This is a genomic window from Clostridium sp. 29_15 (genome assembly GCF_001916075.1).
Classification (GTDB): Bacteria; Bacillota; Clostridia; order Clostridiales; family Clostridiaceae; genus Clostridium; species Clostridium lentum.
Genome location: NZ_MNRT01000040.1, coordinates 17,100 through 33,732 on the forward strand (window position 1 = coordinate 17,100; position 16,633 = coordinate 33,732).

Here is a 16,633-nt window from a genome sequence, read left to right on the forward strand (position 1 = left end):
TATTATATGAGTTGTTGGACCGTACTAGAAATTAATCCTACAAAAGATTTAAGGGAAATAAAAAAAGCATATTCAAGATTAATAAAATGCTATAACCTTGAAAAAGATACTAATGAATATACAATACTGACAAATGCTTATGTAAAAGCAATGTCACTGGTAAATACTTCAGTAAAAGATATGTCTAAATGCTTATCTAACAATTCAATTGATTATACTTATGAAAATATCAAAAGCTATTGTGATGACTCATTAGATAATAAAAATTACATATCTGATTTTAATTATAATCTTAACTATATATACACCAATCCAGTCTTAAGATTCAATATTGATAGCTGGATAGAATTATTAAAATCTTATATGTTTATCAATAAAGAAATACTAAATGTTTTAGAAAATGATTTAATAAATTATATTTTTATTCATAGATATATACCTCATGAAATATTTTTGCTTTTTGATAAATATTTAAAATTTAATGAAAGAGAAGCTGAGCTATATAAAAAATATCCTAAAAATACCATTGATTATCTACTACAAGAAATAAATCATCCTCTTAATTTAAGCTATAACTATCTTTCAACCATCAGCAAAGATAAAATAGAAGAATATCTTGAACTCCGAGAAAAAGCATTTATTTATATTAGTGATAAGAATGTTATTGAATATCTTAGTAAGGCCTATACTATCTACTCTTATGATTTGGATTTATTAAGACTTCTTGGTGCCTATTACCTTAATAAAAATGACACCATAAGCGCCTTAAGATATTTTAGAGAGGCTTTAGAAATAAATAGCTCTGATATGTACTGCTTAGCGAGTTTTGGGCATCTTTTAGTAAAAACAAAACAATATACTAAAGCAATTCTTTGCCTTGAAAAATACACTTCAAAATTAAAAAATAATCTTGATATTGATGCATTAACTGATTTAGCTTTAAGCTATTATTATTCTTATGAATATATTAAAGCTTTAGATTTATTCCAATTATTAAATAAGTTAACCCCCCTAAATGCATCTATTAAAAAATATATTAATGCTATCAAAGAAAAAATAAAAAATCCACCTAATGATAAAATCACTTCAGCACCAATGTATAAAAGATTTATTACTACAAAAGAAACTCTACTTATTAATAAATTAAATGAAATTTATACTAACTTCCAACTAAGAATAGATATTAATAACTGGAAAGACTTATTAAGTTATCAGATATTCTCTTTAGAAAACCTTTCTTTTTATATTGAACAAATAATCATTGAATATCTAACAACTCATAAGTTCATTCCTAACGAAGTATTTATCTTATTCTCTAATCACTTTAAATGGCTAGATAGAAAAAAAGAGCTTTTTCACTTATATACTAACCTAAATATAGACATTCTTTTCAAAAACTTATATGAACTACATCCATTATCATATAGCCATTTAAAAAATATTAATGCTGAAAATTTAGATAAGTACCTTAAATTAAGAAGTCTTGCATTCTACTCGTTAGATAATAATATAAATGAAACTCTTAATTATTTATCTGAAGCATATAAAATTTATGATAATGATTATGAGCTTTTTAGAATATATGGTGATTATTTTTTATCCTTAAAAAAATATGATAAAGCAGCAAAATACTTTACTAAGTCTCTTTCCTTAAATGATTTAAATTATTACTGTATGTATAGACTTGGTCTTATTTTTTCTCAAAGGCATGAATATGATAAAGCTCTTATCTATCTAGAAAAGCTTTCTTTAATAAAAAAGGATGTGTATTTTATTCACTCAGAAAAATTCTTAATGGAAATTGCTTTATGCTATTACTATACTAATAATCTACTTCTTGCCAAGAAGTATTTTAAAAAACTAAGTCTTATTAATAATAGCCTTCATTTTATAGATATTTATTTAAAAAATATAAACTATAGATTAAACGGAGTTAATAAAAAAGAAATTCATATCTCTGTTATTTCTAATCCTAATTATAATGATGAGAATATCATCTTAAAATTATTTAAAAACTCCAAGCGAAAAATCTCTCTATTATTTACTTAATAAAAATAAGATATAGCATTACTATATCTTATTTTTATCCTCTTCAATTTTGCAATGCTCACAACATATTGCTTTTTCACATTCTAAAGTATTTCCACTAAGGATTACCTTACTTCTTGCTAAAGTCCTGCAAGTGTTTTTCATATGGTAGTTTTTACCATTAGGTGTCCAATAGACTATAATTTCTTTTTCTTCTGGAAATTCAATACTTTCATTGCTTTCAACTATCTCTTCTACCTTTTCATCAGCTTCTATTTTTGCTAATGGTGCTTCATTTATTACTTGTTCAGTTTTAATATTATTTTCATCTTTTTTAATATGAATTTGCTCTTTTTCATTAACCATTTTCTTTTTATTTTCATCTTTGAAAATTCCTAATGGCAAATTAGTCACTATAGTTATAACTGTATCTCTATGAAAAATATCTTTATTATATAAAAATAAAATTAATATTAAACCTACTATTAACGAAAGCATCATAATCATTTTCTAAGTACCTTTCCTCTCCTTATATTTGCTATTAACTCTTAACATAATAAATATTGCCATTATTCATTATATTGCATTTATTAAAAATTTAAATAGGTTTATAAAAAAAACTTATGTAATTAAACCCATCTCTTATTTTAATAGCTTCTAAAAAAAGATTAAAGGAACTCCCTTAGAGTTCCTTATCATCAATATCCTATTGTTCAGCAAATTGACTGTTATATAGTTCTTCATAGAAACCACCTTTAGCCATAAGTTCCTGATGATTTCCTTGTTCAATTATATTACCATCTTTTATTACAAGGATTAAATCAGCACTTTTTATAGTTGAAAGCCTATGAGCTATAACAAAGCTTGTTCTTCCCTTCATTACATTTTGCATAGCTTGCTGTAACATAAGCTCAAGTCTTGTATCTACAGAACTAGTTGCTTCATCTAATATTAAAATAGCTGGATCTGATAGTATTGCTCTTGCAATGGTAAGAAGCTGCTTTTCTCCCTGTGATATATTAGATGCCTCCTCATTTAATACCATATCATAGCCTTCTGGCAATGTCTTAATAAAATGATGTACATTAGCAATCTTTGCTGCTAATATAACATCTTCCTTACTGGCATTAAAGTTCCCATACTTTATATTTTCTTCAATAGTACCATTAAATAACCAAGTATCCTGTAGTACCATTCCAAAAAGACTACGTAAATCTTCACGCTTCATATCTCGAGTATCTACTCCATCAATCTTTATTGAGCCACCTTTTAGCTCATAAAATCTCATTAATAAGTTGATTAACGTAGTTTTTCCAGCACCAGTTGGTCCAACTATAGCCACCATTTGTCCTGCTTTAATTTCTGCATTTAAATCATGAATTAATATTTTATCATCATTATAACCAAATTTTACATGTTCAAAACTTACATCTCCTCTTGGATTATCTAGTTTGACACTTTGCTCTTTATCTGGAATTTGCTCTTCTTCATTTAAGATTTCAAACACTCTATCTACCGCTGCAAAAGCTGACTGTATTGCTGATGATAATTGAGTTACTTGTGATAATGGCTGATTTATTTGCCAAATATATCTTATAAAAGCCTGTAAATTCCCTACAGTAATTCTACCAGCTACTGCTGTAATTGCTCCTATAATTCCAATGGCAGCAATTCCAAGATAACTTACTAGTGATACTAAAGGCCCCATTGTACTGGAAATAAATTGAGCTTTAAAACCTGAAGCTTGTAATTTACTATTTATTTCAACAAATTCATTTATGGCACTTTCTTCTTTACCATATAGCTTTATCTCATTGAAACCTGTGAACATCTCCTGTACAGTTCCATTTAGCTTTCCTAAAGCATCTTGCTGTGCTTTAAAATAGCCTTGTGATTTACTTACCACAATTTTTGATACAAGAAAGCTTAATGGTATTATTAGTGTTGCCACAAAAGCCATTTTTACATTTATTCTAAACATCATAATCAAAGCTAATAAAACTGCTAAAATAGAATTAATTATCTGACTTAAACTTTGCTGCAAAGCATTTGATATAGTATCAATATCATTAGTAATCCTGCTTAATACATCACCATAGCTGTTTCCATCAAAATAACTTACTGGCAATCTTTTAATCTTATCCTGTATGGCTCCTCTTAAGTCTCTCATACTATTTTGTATAGAGTTAGTTAATAAAAAACTTGCCCCATAAGTTGATAATACATTACCTAAATATATACATACAAGAATCACCAATACCTTTAGTATATATTTAAAATTTACACTAGCGCCTTCAACACCTCTGATTATATCAAGAGAATCATTGGTAAGTTGAGTTATTATAAAACCTTCCACCATAGGAGCAAGAGCTGTAAATACAGCTGCTGAAATAATAAGTATTATGGCAAAAATAAACCCTTTCTTATAATTTTTTACAAAGGGGGCTATTTTTCTAATTGTATCTTTTATCTTATTCATTATGCAAGTTCCTCCTCTGTAAGTTGTGATAATGCTATTTCATGATATACGTTGCAAGTACTTAACAATTCTTTATGCTTACCAACGCCTACAACTTTTCCTTCATCTAATACAATTATCTTATCTGCATCCATGATTGATCCTATTCTTTGCGCTACTATTAAAACAATTGCATCTTTAGTTTCTTTTTTCAAAGCCTTTCTAAGAATAGCATCTGTCTTAAAGTCTAGGGCTGAAAAACTATCATCAAATATATATATTTCTGATTTTCTTACTAAAGCTCTAGCTATTGATAATCTTTGCTTTTGCCCTCCTGATACATTAGAGCCTCCTTCACTTATAGGTTCATCAAAGCCCTTTTCTTTAGTAGTAATAAAATCATAAGCTTGTGCAATTTTTGCACTATTTTCAACTTCATCATGAGTAGCATGAGGTTTGCCAAATTTTATGTTACTTTTTATAGTACCGGTAAATAATAAATTCTTTTGTCTTATAAAGCCTATTTTCTTTCTTAGTGCTTTTAAATTAAACTTTCTCACATCTATACCATCAATTCTTATACTTCCTTCTGTTACATCATAAAATCTTGGTATAAGATTAATAAGTGTTGACTTTCCACTACCTGTACTACCAATAAAAGCAATGGTTTCTCCTTTTTTAGCACTAAATGAAACATTTTTAATTACTGGTTCTTCTCCATCTGGATAAACAAATGTAACATTTTCAAATTCTAATGTTCCTTCATTATTTGTTTCAGTAATTCCTTGTTCTGGATTTTTAATCATAGGCTCTGCATCTAATATTTCCTGTATTCTTTCTGCTGAAACTTGTGCTTTAGGATACATAACAAAAACATTAGAAAATAACATTAAAGAGAACATTGCATGAAATAAATATTCTATAAATGCAACTAATTGCCCAACTTGCAATGAGCCAATATTTATCATCTTGCTAGCCATCCAGAATATAGCTATTATAGCTAAGTTTAATAATAAAAAGAAAGTAGGTTGAGCCACTGACATAAGTTTAAATAGCTTTTTTGAAATGAAAGCATATGCATTATTAACTTTTTTAAATCTCTTTCTTTCATAATCATCATTACCAAAAGCTCTAATAACCCTAATTCCTGTTAAATTCTCTCTAGATATTCTATTAAGCTTATCTAAATTATTTTGTTGTGTTTGAGACCATGGATGGGATGTTTTAGCAATTAAATATACGCCTAAAACAATAAGTGGTAAGGTAACTGATAAGATAGCAGATAATCTCACACTTGTTGATAAAATTAAAAATACGCTTATGATAAACATAATAGGACATATCATTGCCATTCTCAAAATAGTATTAGTAAATTGCATAACTTGAAAGGCATCATTGGTAGTTCTAGTTATCATTGATGATATACCAAATCTATCGTATTCACTATGAGAAAATTCTTGAGACTTTTTAAAGATATCATTTCTTATATCTCTAACAACGCTGGTGGAAATCTTCGCTGAAGTAAATCCTAAAAGTATTGACCCCATAACACCTAGCACAGATATAATAACAATAACAGTTCCCATTTTCTTTATATAGCTTATATCATTATAAGCTATACCTTTATCTATGACTGTAGCCATTATTGTAGGTATACCTAACTCAACTAAAGCAAATCCCAATACACCAATTATATTTAATAAAACTAAACCTTTATATCTGTTTAAATACTTTAATATTAATTTCATTTATTCATCTCCTCTTCATTATTATTCCATTAGTCTTTAGTATCATATCTACTTATTTATTTTGTGTCAATAATTAAATTTTATCTATATCCATCAAAAGAGAAATATATAAAACCATGCTATATACAAAATTACTATAAAAATCTATATTGGCACTTACACCTTTACATATATATTTAAAAGGGTCTGTTCATAGTGCGACAGCCCCTTCTACTTACCTTTTCCTATGTCTTACTAATAATACTATTATTAATATAATAATTATCACAGCACATAATATAATTAAACCCATATTAATTACATTAGGTGCAAAAAATGATAACCTCACTTCTGTATTTGTATTTAAATCCTGCAGAGTATAACTCCACTTGTTTGTATAATCATCAATTTTTGTTGTTGCATTACTTTCTGTAATCTTAAAAGGTATGGAAAGTGTTAAATCATATGGTATTTGTGCCACATAATTTTTGATGGTATTTGTTACATTTCCAATTAAAAAACTAGTTACATTACCATACAAATATTTTTGTATTTCTGGTGTAATATAGTTATTTATATTATTACTTACTTCATTTTCAATATTAGCATCTATCTCTGATAATAAATCTTTAGTAAGACCTATATTAATTGTATATTTATCCTTTAAAACTCCTTTTTTTCTTTTCACATCGTACTTAATAATATTGCCATAATCATATGACAAATTGCTTATATTTAAAGCATTAGATTTTAATAAATCCTTTATATTTATTTTGGAAGTTGTAATTGTAACCTCTTCAATAGTATTATTATCTTGTGAATACACATTAACTTCTGTCTCTGTACCTAATACCTGCTGTAGCAATCCATCTCCTACCACATTTTTTATACTTTCATCATAAACTAATCTAAATACTGTATTGCTGCTTCCATCTTTATTTACTTTTACATTTGTACTTACTTCCATTGTTCCACAACTTACTAAAAATATCATTAATAAACTTATAATAATACTCATAACCACTTTTTTTAATTTGTAATACATTGTACTTCCCCCTACGCATATTACTATAATAAAAAAACTTCATAATTTATATTTTAAACTAGCTATAATAAAAATATGATATAATCAATATTATTTATATAAAATTAAACTTGGTCTTATGTCAATAAAACCTATATGGTGTTAATATAAAGTAATGGACATATTAAAATAAATCTTTTAATAAAATTAAATCTACAAGAAAGCTAAAAAATACTTTTAAAAAAGATGTAAGTGTCTTCTTACATCCTTATATTACATTTATTAAAACAACTTTTTTTTCTTTCAATGATTTTTTTACATCAATAATTCTTTGATTTTCTGAACCTCTATATTTTAAGCTTAAATTTTTCATTTCAGCCTTAAATGGACCATCTATTAAAACATCAACTTGTTCTAATATTTCCTTTCTTTTTGGATTACTTATTATCTCTTCATAAGTATATCCTGACCAAAGCCATATTTCCTTATTAGTTTCTTCTTTTATTCTAGTTAAAAGTTTTAATAAAGAATCATCCATTAACTGCTGCATAGGCTCTCCACCTAAAATACTTACCCCATGAACATTGGGACTTTTTACATAAGAAAGGAATTGTTCTTCCACTTCTTCAGTCCAAAATTCTCCATACTCAAAGCTTTGCTGATCTTTATTAAAGCACTGAGGACAATTATGTGTACATCCACTTACAAATAAAGTAGTACGCACCTTGGGCCCATTTGTGACGTCGAACTTCCTAATTTGTGCATATTTCATTTTAGAATTCCCCTTAATTTTTACTTTCATATGTTAATTTTATTGTTAATCATATTATACTACTAATTATATAAATATGCTAAATTCATAATTTATACTTATTATAAGTAAAAATATGATATACTTAATACTATTAATATTATTTATATAAATTTAACAAAAGAGGCGGTATTATTTAATGAAGAATTTAAAAATCTATTTTACATCTGACCTTCATGGATATGTTTATCCAACTGATTATGTAGAAAGAAATGAAAAAAATATTGGTTTGCTTAATATAATTAATCATTTCAATAAAGATGGAAATACATTAATAATTGATGGTGGAGACACTATTCAAGGTTCACCTTTTACAAATTACTTAAGTAATTCAGAATTTGATGTGCATCCATTAGCAACTATTATGAATGCTGGAGGATATGATTTTATAACTCTTGGTAATCATGACTTTAACTATGGAAAGGAATATTTAAAGAAGTACTTAAATAATTTAAATGCCACTTGTCTTTGTGCTAATGTTGTAGATAAAACTAATGAATTACCTATTTTCCCTTACAAGATAAAAACAATGGAAAATGGATTAAAAGTAGGTATAATTGGATTTACTACTGACTTTATAAACAGATGGGAGCGTCCTGAAAATATAAAAGATATAGATATCACTGATACTTTTGACTCAGTAAAGAAATATTATGAAACTGTAAAAGAACAATGTGATATCCTTGTAGGTGTTTACCATGGTGGATTTGAATATGATTTAGAATCTCACAAACAATTAAGCACTACAAAAGAAAATATTGCTTATAAAATATGTAAGGAATTTGATTTTGATATACTTCTTACAGGTCATCAGCACCTTCCTATAGCTAATAAAAATCTTCATAGAACTCACATAGTTCAAACTCCACATAATGGAAGTAAATTCTTAGAATTAAATCTTACTATAAATGATGATTGCAAAGTTGAAATAAATTCATCATTAAAAGATTTAGAATTAAATCCTAATAAGGAAATGTATGATAAATTCTTACCATTAGAAGATAAGGTTCAAGAATGGTTAGATACTCCTGTTGGTGTTTTAGATACTAAACTTCAGCCTACAACTCATTTAGATATGGCTTTAAATGGTTCAAATTTAGCTAACTTTATAAATCAAATTCAACTTGAAAGTAGCAATGCAGATATATCTTGTACTACCTTTGCAAATGTAATAAAAGGATTTAGTAAAAATGTTACTGTAAGAGATATTTTATCTACTTATCCATATCCAAATACATTAGCTGTTCTTGAAGTTAATAAAAATATATTAAAATTAGCATTAGAAAGAGCTGCTAGCTACTTTGAAAATAATAATGGAAATGTAACAGTATCTGAAAGATTCTTAAAACCTAAAGTTGAACATTATAATTATGATTACTTCTCAAATATAAACTATACTTTTGACTTAACTAAAGAAGTTGGAAATAGAGTTACTTCTATTAAATTTAATGGTGAAGAATTATCTGAAGATAAAAACTTAACTTTAGTTATGAATAACTATAGAGCTAGTGGTGCTGGTGGTTATGAATGCTATGAAAATTGTAAGGTTGTTAAGGAAATATTAATTGAAATACCTGAAATAATTATTAATTATTTTAAAAACAATCCTAAAGTTGTTGTAGATACAGCTAGATACTACAAAACTATATCTTAACCAAAATACTGTATTAACTCTTAGTATTTTAAAAATTTAACTTTGGACGTGTGTTTGTATAGATAATTCTACTATATACATTAGCTGGAACACTTGGTTTAAAGTTATTTAAAATATTTTCAAAATCACTTACAAATTTATTTAGTTCAGTTTTGGTAGTATTAATATTCTTTAAAAGATATACTATAAGAATTATATAATCAACAATTTTATAACTGCTTTTTAGATATCATATAATTCTACATAAGCACTCTAATAACTTTATTTGATAGCATTTTTAAATTATTATTGTTTTTTACATTTATACTCCTAAAAATATAATTTAAAAAAAGGAGGATTTAAGTTCTAATCCCCCTTTTATTATATATTAGTATTAAAAATGATTTTCATACTATATATTTTATTTATCCTAACCTCTAGCAAGTTTAGTTCTTATTTTAGTTGAAATTATTTCTACAACTAATACTAAAATTATTAATCCACAAAGAATAGCACCAACTTCATCCCAATTAAATGCATTCATTGCAAATATTAATGGTGCTCCTATTCCCCCTGCACCAACTAGTCCTAATATAGAAGCATCCTTTATATTTATTTCAAATCTATATATAACTGTAGAAACGAAATTTGTAAATAACTGTGGTAATATTCCATATCTTATTTTTTCAAAAGTACTACATCCTGCAGCATCTAGAGATTCTAATATTTTAGTATCTAAATCTTCTATTGATTCAATAAATAATTTAGCTATCATACCTATAGATATTACTGATACTGTAAGAACCCCTGCAAAAGCACCAGGTCCAGTTACACGAATAAACATTAATCCATAAACAAATGCTGGGAATGTTCTAAGTGCTGCTATAATAAATAATCCTATAACACTTATCCACTTAGGCATTATGTTAGTAGAAGATAAAAATGCTAACGGAACTGCTAATACTGCTCCAATTAAAGTACCTATTAAAGCTATACAAATAGTTTCTAATAATAATGCTGGAACTTCAGTTAATAACATTTCTAAATCAGGATGTAGAATTCCTGATAATACATTTTTAGCAATATCAACTCCATTTGATTTAATTCCACTAAAATTAATTCCCTTTGAAGCCCATACTATTACAATTACTATAAATAATACAGTTAGGGCTTTACTTATCCATGTATTTGGCTGTTTTTCTAATTGTTTTTTTAATGATAATTCCATACTACCCTAACCTTTCTCTTATATATTTACTTCCATTTTCTATAATTAAGACTGTTATAAATAACATAACAAGGATCATACCAACCCTATCATATTCTCTCCAACCAATTTTTTCATTTAATATAAGACCTATACCACCAGCTCCTACATATCCAAGTATCGCAGCAGCTCTTACATTTATCTCCAAACTGTAAAGACAAATGGATAAATATGAAGGCATTATTTGAGGCATTATTGCTCCAACAAAGGCTTTTACTCTTGTCGCACCAACAGCTTCCATAGCTTCGAAAGGTCCCATATCAACAGTTTCAACCTTTTCATATAACATTTTAGTTACTATACCAAAAGTAAATATTGATATTGCAACAGTACCTGCAAAAGTTCCTAATCCAAATATATAAGTTGATATTAAAGCAATAATTAATGTTGGTAATGTTCTTGTAATACTCATTACAACTCTAACTAAATTTAAAATAATTTTAGATTTATTTATATTAACAGAACATAACATAGCAAAAGGAATTGCTATAAAACTTCCTATTAAAGAGCCTAAAACAGATATTTTTATAGTTTCTATAAGTGGTGGAATAACTGTCTTCATATAATCAAAATTAGGTGGAAACATATCTTTTAATATTACAAAAAACTCATTTCCTCTCTTAATTATTGTTTCAAAATTAAACCCAGTTACATCTCCTGCAACTATTAAAGATAAAAATAGTCCAATTATTACAAAAGGTGCAACTGAAGCTTTAGGCTGAACTTCTTTGCCATTGTTCAGAATAATCTTTTCAGGCTTAAATATATTTTTTATTTTTCCTAACATAATTAAGCCCCCATTACTTCATCAGCAGATAATTCACGGCCATATATTTGCTTTAATACTTCACTATCTACTTCTGCAGATGGTCCATCATATACTATTTCTCCTGCCTTTATTCCAATAACTCTATCAGCATATTTTAATGCTAAATCTACATGGTGAATATTAATTAATACTGACATATTTAATTCTTTATTAATCTTTTTGAAGTCATCCATAACTTGTTTTGCAGTTATTGGGTCAAGTGCTGCAACTGGTTCATCAGCAAGAATTATTTCTGGCTTTTGTGCTAATGTTCTAGCTAAAGCAACTCTTTGTTGTTGTCCACCAGAAAGTTGATCAGCTCTAACATAAGCCTTATCTAATATACCAACTTTGTCTAATGCTTCTAAAGCTATAACTTTATCTTCTTTAGAATATAAACCTATTATAGACTTCCATAATGGCATATCTGGCACTCTTGAAGTTAATACATTGTTTACTACTGTAGTTCTAGTTACTAAATTAAAAGATTGGAATACCATTCCTATTTTACGTCTAAATTTTCTTAAATCTTTTCCTGCTAAATCATTTATTTCTTGTCCATTTACAGTTAATGATCCTTCGCTAATGTCATGCATTCTATTAATTGTTCTTAATAATGTAGACTTACCAGCTCCTGATAAACCTATTATTGCTACAAACTCGCCTTGATTTATTTCAAGTGATATATTTTTTAGCGCATGTAATCCATTTGGATAAACCTTATTTACCTTATCAAACTTAATCACAAGTTTCCCTCACATTCTAAATTTATCTTTTTGTAAACTTTTTGTATATTATACTTTTATATACCAAATGAGTTCATGTTAAACATGAACTCATTTTTACAGCTAATAAAATAAAAGATATTTTCTTTTAAAATTATTGCATAGACTTAATTAATTTTTGTGCTTCTCTTTCTGCATCGTAGTCAGAACTATTTCCAATTTCATAACCTTTGTGGCTGTATATTGAAATAATTTTTTGACCTTCTTCTGTATTACCTATGTTAATGAAAGCTTGTTGTATAGCTTCCTTTAATTCTGAAGTCATTGATGCATCCTTAGTAACAGATATTGTATCATTGTAAATACCATCTGTTACACCAATAACATTTGTTTCATCCCATATAGAAGCTGTTCTTCCAAAATTAGAATTCCATTGATCAACATAGTCTAAACGTGCATCAGCATAAGTTACCATTACATCAATTTGACCACTTGCTAATTGAGATAATGATGTTGCATAGTTATCTAAAGCCACTTTACTTTTTAAATCTGTTATTGATATTCCAAAGTTCTCTTGTAACCAAAGGCTTGGATAAATATATCCTGCTGGTGAAGTTGTATTTGATGAAACTCCCCATGTAGCGCCTTGAATATCATCTAGAGTTAACTTTTCTCCGTTGTTAATCTTTGCAGCTAATTTTTGTCCTTTTTCACTTGGACCAGCAATTACTAATGATCTGTAGTATTTAACTTTATTGTTTGTATTTTCTGTTGGAGCTGTATTCCAATCTGCTGGATTTTCTGAATCATGGTTTAATCCAAATCTAGTTGCTGTTAATGCAACATCTACACCATCATCATATAATACGTAAGTTCCCCCTGGAATAAATCCTACTTGAGCTGTTCCTGAAGATAATGCTTCACCAACTGCTTCAAAGCTTGTACCAACTTCAATTCTTACTTTTTCAAAATCGTAACCTAATTTTGATAATTCAGCCTTTAACATTTCTGCTAATGGTTTAGTTGCTTTTTGAATCTCTGCTGGATCTCTTGATGGTACAAAGTATACAACTAACTCATCATTATCTGCTGTTTTTGAACCGCATCCAACTAACATTGACATACTTAGTACTAAAACTGAAAGTAATGCTAAAAATCTTTTCATTTATCTTCCCATCCTTAAATATTTTTTCCTTTTTATCATAACATATTTTTCGACACATTTATATATCTTATTTAAAATTTTCTTTATTTTATATACACTTTTTATTAATTAGTATACATTATATTTGCACTTTTATTTCTTAAAATTAAGTACATAACTAAGTAAATAATATTATAAAAACAAAACCTATAGAAATTAAATTTAATACTATAAGTTTTATGTAAAATATTATTTTTTTGTATTACTATAAATCTTCTATTCTATAAACATTTCCTTCTCTAAATGGATAAGCAATATTCATCTCAACATACTTCTCAATTATTTCATCAAAACTTGATTGTGGCATTGATTCAATATGTTCTAATGATGCCTTTAAATACATAACAGGTGCAAATCTAAAATTTCCTTTTGCAATATTAACATCACGTACTTTTCCTGCAAATTCATATATATCTTCAAATAAATATCTATGAATATCAATTAATAACCTTTTTGATTTTATTTTTATCTTAATTATAGCATTAATTTAAAAGATAAGTGTTATATTAAAACTTAATTTTATATAACACTTATCTTTTTTACTTATAGATGTAAGACTCTATCTCCAATTTCTGCTGTTCTTCCTTTATTCCAGAAATTAGTTCCAATATATCCACAAGTTCTTCTCATAACTTGCATTTCATTTTCATCACTATTTCCACATGATGGACAATGCCAAGTTAAATCCCCTTTATTTAATTGTATTTCACCTGTATATCCACATTTGTAGCATATATCTGGTTTTGTATTTATTTCAGCATATTGAATATTATGATATATAAAGTTTATTATATCTTCAACTGCTTCAATATTTTTACTCATATCAGGTACTTCTATATATGAAATGCATCCACCTAAAGATATATCATGGAATTGAGATTCAAATTTAAGCTTGCTAAATGCATCTATTTCTTCACATACGTGCACATGATAAGAATTAGTATAATATAACCTATCAGTTACATTTTTAATTTCCCCAAATCTAGCTTTATCTAATCTACAGAATCTATAAATTAAGTTTTCTGCTGGTGTTCCATAAAGACCAAATCCTAAACCAGTTTCCTTCTTCCATTCCATACATTTATCTTCCATATGATTCATTACTTCTAAAGCAAACTTTTCTCCTTCTGGAGTAGTATGGCTTACCCCTAGCATTGCATAAACCATTTCGCATACCCCTACATATCCTAATGATAATGTTGAGTATCCATCTTTTAAGTATTTATCTATTTTTTCACCTTTTCCAAGTCTTGCTATAGCACCATGTTGCCAGTGGATTGGTGATACATCTGAAGAAGTACCAAGTAACATGTTATGTCTAATCATTAAAGCATCCTTACAAAGTTCTAATCTTTGATCTAACATATCCCAAAATAACTCCATATCTTTATCTGCCGTAATAGCAATTTGTGGTAAATTTAGACTTACTACACCCTGGTTAAATCTACCATACCACTTGTAGTTACCATTTTCATCTTTACATGGTGATAAGTGCGATCTACAACCCATTGGTGGGAATGTATTCCCTTCATAATTCTTTCTCATAATTTTTGCTGATTGATAATCAGGTACCAATCTTTTGGCTGTACATTTAGCTGCTAATTTAGTGATATAATCATATTTTCCACCTTCTAAGCAATTATGTTCATCTAATAAATAAACAAGTTTAGGGAATGCTTCTCCTATTTCTTGCCCTCTATAATTTTTCATTCCTTCCAATCTTTGCTTAATCATTTCTTCACAAATTAAAGCCATTTCCTCTTCATAAGGATGACCTTCTTCTATTTCTAAATAAATTGTTGAAAATGGAGCTTGTCCATTTGTTGTTTGTAATGTACTTAATTGGTATCTTATAGTTTGTACACCATCTTTAAGCTCTTTCATTTTCATATCTAAAGCAAGCTTCTTAGCTAACTCTTCATCATTTAAAAGCTCCATATAGTGATTATAAGCTTTATCTTCTGTTACCTTTAAATATTTAGCTAAATGCTTAACTGTTATACTTTGACCACCATATTGGTTACTAGATACTTGTGCTATTATTTGCGTTGTTACAGTACAAGCTGTACCAAATGATTTTGGTGATTCAACTAATTTATCATTAATAACAGTACCATTTTCCAGCATGTCTTCTAGATTTATTAAACAACAGTTAAATATTGGTGATAAAGTGTAATCCATATCATGCCAATGAATGGTTCCTTCATCATGAGCTTGAACCATATGTGATGGTATTAATCTTCTCCTTGAAATATCCTTCGATACTTCTCCTGCTATTAAATCTCTTTGTGTAGCAGCTATAGAAGCATTCTTATTAGAATTTTCCTTCATAACATCATCATTAGTCTTATTGATTAAGCTTAAGATACTTTCATCAGTTGTATTAGTATTTCTCTTAAACTCTTGTACTGCTCTATATCCTTCATAAGCTTTAGCTGTTACTGATTGTTCATAATGAACTAATCTATCATAGACATAGCTTTCTATCTTATATATAGTTGGGGTTTCATCTTCCTTACTAAAATATTTCTCTGCATCATCAGCTATTATCCCTGCAATATCCGGTAAGTATATACCACTACCATTTTTCATAGATTTACATATAGCTTCTCTTATTTTCGACTTATCAAAATCAACTGTACTACCATCGCGCTTAATTACTTGCATTCAAATCTCCCCCTATTTAGTTCTAATATATATTAATGTTATTATTAATTAATATGACGATTTATTATAACTCAAAAAATTTTTTTTATCTTTTTTTCCTTTCTTTTTATTTGCTAATTTCCCATTAAAAACTTCATTTTGCTATAAAAATCTTTAATTTTAAATAATATAATCAATTTGACAGTATTATTTTTCCTTTTTTAAAACACTATATATGCGTTCTATAAACCTCCTCATACACTATATATAGTTATTATCTGATTTTTGTATAAAAAATAAAT

The 16,633-nt window shown here is 27.4% G+C and carries 12 protein-coding genes and 1 pseudogene; 2 read left to right on the plus strand and 11 right to left on the minus strand.

What is annotated here, in order from left to right; all coding sequences use genetic code 11:
- Nucleotides 1–6 precede the first annotated feature (6 nt).
- Nucleotides 7–2,049: a J domain-containing protein gene (locus tag BHW04_RS09720; protein ID WP_186835437.1), complete on the plus strand. Its 2,043-nt coding sequence runs from the start codon at nt 7–9 to the stop codon at nt 2,047–2,049.
- A 21-nt stretch (nt 2,050–2,070) separates the two neighbouring features.
- Here BHW04_RS09720 and BHW04_RS09725 read toward each other — a convergent pair whose 3' ends face one another.
- The 5 genes from BHW04_RS09725 to nrdG form a co-directional block, all read right to left on the minus strand.
- Nucleotides 2,071–2,535: a hypothetical protein gene (locus BHW04_RS09725; RefSeq protein ID WP_302699456.1), complete on the minus strand. Its 465-nt coding sequence runs from the start codon at nt 2,533–2,535 to the stop codon at nt 2,071–2,073.
- 199 nt (nt 2,536–2,734) lie between these two features.
- Nucleotides 2,735–4,507 (minus strand): ABC transporter ATP-binding protein, encoded by a 1,773-nt coding sequence (locus tag BHW04_RS09730; RefSeq protein WP_022212667.1) that lies wholly within the window; start codon nt 4,505–4,507, stop codon nt 2,735–2,737.
- Nucleotides 4,507–6,234: an ABC transporter ATP-binding protein gene (locus BHW04_RS09735; protein WP_022212668.1), complete on the minus strand. Its 1,728-nt coding sequence runs from the start codon at nt 6,232–6,234 to the stop codon at nt 4,507–4,509. The genes BHW04_RS09730 and BHW04_RS09735 overlap by 1 nt, the downstream gene beginning before the upstream one ends.
- Before the next feature lie 214 nt (nt 6,235–6,448).
- Nucleotides 6,449–7,258: a hypothetical protein gene (locus BHW04_RS09740; protein ID WP_186835440.1), complete on the minus strand. Its 810-nt coding sequence runs from the start codon at nt 7,256–7,258 to the stop codon at nt 6,449–6,451.
- A gap of 247 nt (nt 7,259–7,505) precedes the next feature.
- Entirely contained in the window at nt 7,506–8,009 is a 504-nt protein-coding gene (gene nrdG / locus BHW04_RS09745; RefSeq protein ID WP_186835441.1) for an anaerobic ribonucleoside-triphosphate reductase activating protein, read from the minus strand.
- A gap of 178 nt (nt 8,010–8,187) precedes the next feature.
- Between nrdG and BHW04_RS09750 the strand changes: the two genes are divergently transcribed.
- Nucleotides 8,188–9,702, plus strand: a complete 1,515-nt coding sequence (locus tag BHW04_RS09750; protein ID WP_302699457.1) for a bifunctional metallophosphatase/5'-nucleotidase — start codon at nt 8,188–8,190, stop codon at nt 9,700–9,702.
- 409 nt (nt 9,703–10,111) lie between these two features.
- Here BHW04_RS09750 and phnE (BHW04_RS09755) read toward each other — a convergent pair whose 3' ends face one another.
- From phnE (BHW04_RS09755) to nrdD, 6 genes and pseudogenes are all read right to left on the minus strand, one after another.
- Nucleotides 10,112–10,909, minus strand: a complete 798-nt coding sequence (gene phnE / locus BHW04_RS09755; RefSeq protein WP_186835481.1) for a phosphonate ABC transporter, permease protein PhnE — start codon at nt 10,907–10,909, stop codon at nt 10,112–10,114.
- Between the two features lies 1 nt (nt 10,910).
- Nucleotides 10,911–11,735: a phosphonate ABC transporter, permease protein PhnE gene (phnE, locus tag BHW04_RS09760; RefSeq protein ID WP_022212673.1), complete on the minus strand. Its 825-nt coding sequence runs from the start codon at nt 11,733–11,735 to the stop codon at nt 10,911–10,913.
- Nucleotides 11,736–11,737: 2 nt separating this feature from the next.
- Entirely contained in the window at nt 11,738–12,502 is a 765-nt protein-coding gene (gene phnC / locus BHW04_RS09765; protein ID WP_022212674.1) for a phosphonate ABC transporter ATP-binding protein, read from the minus strand.
- A 133-nt stretch (nt 12,503–12,635) separates the two neighbouring features.
- Complete coding sequence (locus tag BHW04_RS09770) at nt 12,636–13,646, minus strand: phosphate/phosphite/phosphonate ABC transporter substrate-binding protein (protein WP_022212675.1); 1,011 nt, start codon at nt 13,644–13,646, stop codon at nt 12,636–12,638.
- Nucleotides 13,647–13,914: 268 nt separating this feature from the next.
- Nucleotides 13,915–14,130 (minus strand): annotated as a pseudogene (locus BHW04_RS09775) (Fic family protein); the annotation flags it as partial.
- Between the two features lie 98 nt (nt 14,131–14,228).
- The gene (gene nrdD, locus BHW04_RS09780; protein WP_302631253.1) at nt 14,229–16,352 is read right to left on the minus strand and encodes an anaerobic ribonucleoside-triphosphate reductase; all 2,124 of its coding nucleotides are present in this window, start codon (nt 16,350–16,352) and stop codon (nt 14,229–14,231) included.
- Nucleotides 16,353–16,633: the final 281 nt, after the last annotated feature.

Coding starts and splice junctions, on each gene's coding strand:
- BHW04_RS09720 (WP_186835437.1), top strand. CDS start 7: ATGAGTTGTTGGACCGTACTAGAAATTAATCCTACAAAAGATTTAAGG.
- nrdG (WP_186835441.1), bottom strand. CDS start 8,009: ATGAAATATGCACAAATTAGGAAGTTCGACGTCACAAATGGGCCCAAG.
- BHW04_RS09770 (WP_022212675.1), bottom strand. CDS start 13,646: ATGAAAAGATTTTTAGCATTACTTTCAGTTTTAGTACTAAGTATGTCA.
- BHW04_RS09750 (WP_302699457.1), top strand. CDS start 8,188: ATGAAGAATTTAAAAATCTATTTTACATCTGACCTTCATGGATATGTT.
- nrdD (WP_302631253.1), bottom strand. CDS start 16,352: ATGCAAGTAATTAAGCGCGATGGTAGTACAGTTGATTTTGATAAGTCG.
- BHW04_RS09740 (WP_186835440.1), bottom strand. CDS start 7,258: ATGTATTACAAATTAAAAAAAGTGGTTATGAGTATTATTATAAGTTTA.
- BHW04_RS09730 (WP_022212667.1), bottom strand. CDS start 4,507: ATGAATAAGATAAAAGATACAATTAGAAAAATAGCCCCCTTTGTAAAA.
- phnE (WP_022212673.1), bottom strand. CDS start 11,735: ATGTTAGGAAAAATAAAAAATATATTTAAGCCTGAAAAGATTATTCTG.
- BHW04_RS09725 (WP_302699456.1), bottom strand. CDS start 2,535: ATGATTATGATGCTTTCGTTAATAGTAGGTTTAATATTAATTTTATTT.
- phnE (WP_186835481.1), bottom strand. CDS start 10,909: ATGGAATTATCATTAAAAAAACAATTAGAAAAACAGCCAAATACATGG.
- BHW04_RS09735 (WP_022212668.1), bottom strand. CDS start 6,234: ATGAAATTAATATTAAAGTATTTAAACAGATATAAAGGTTTAGTTTTA.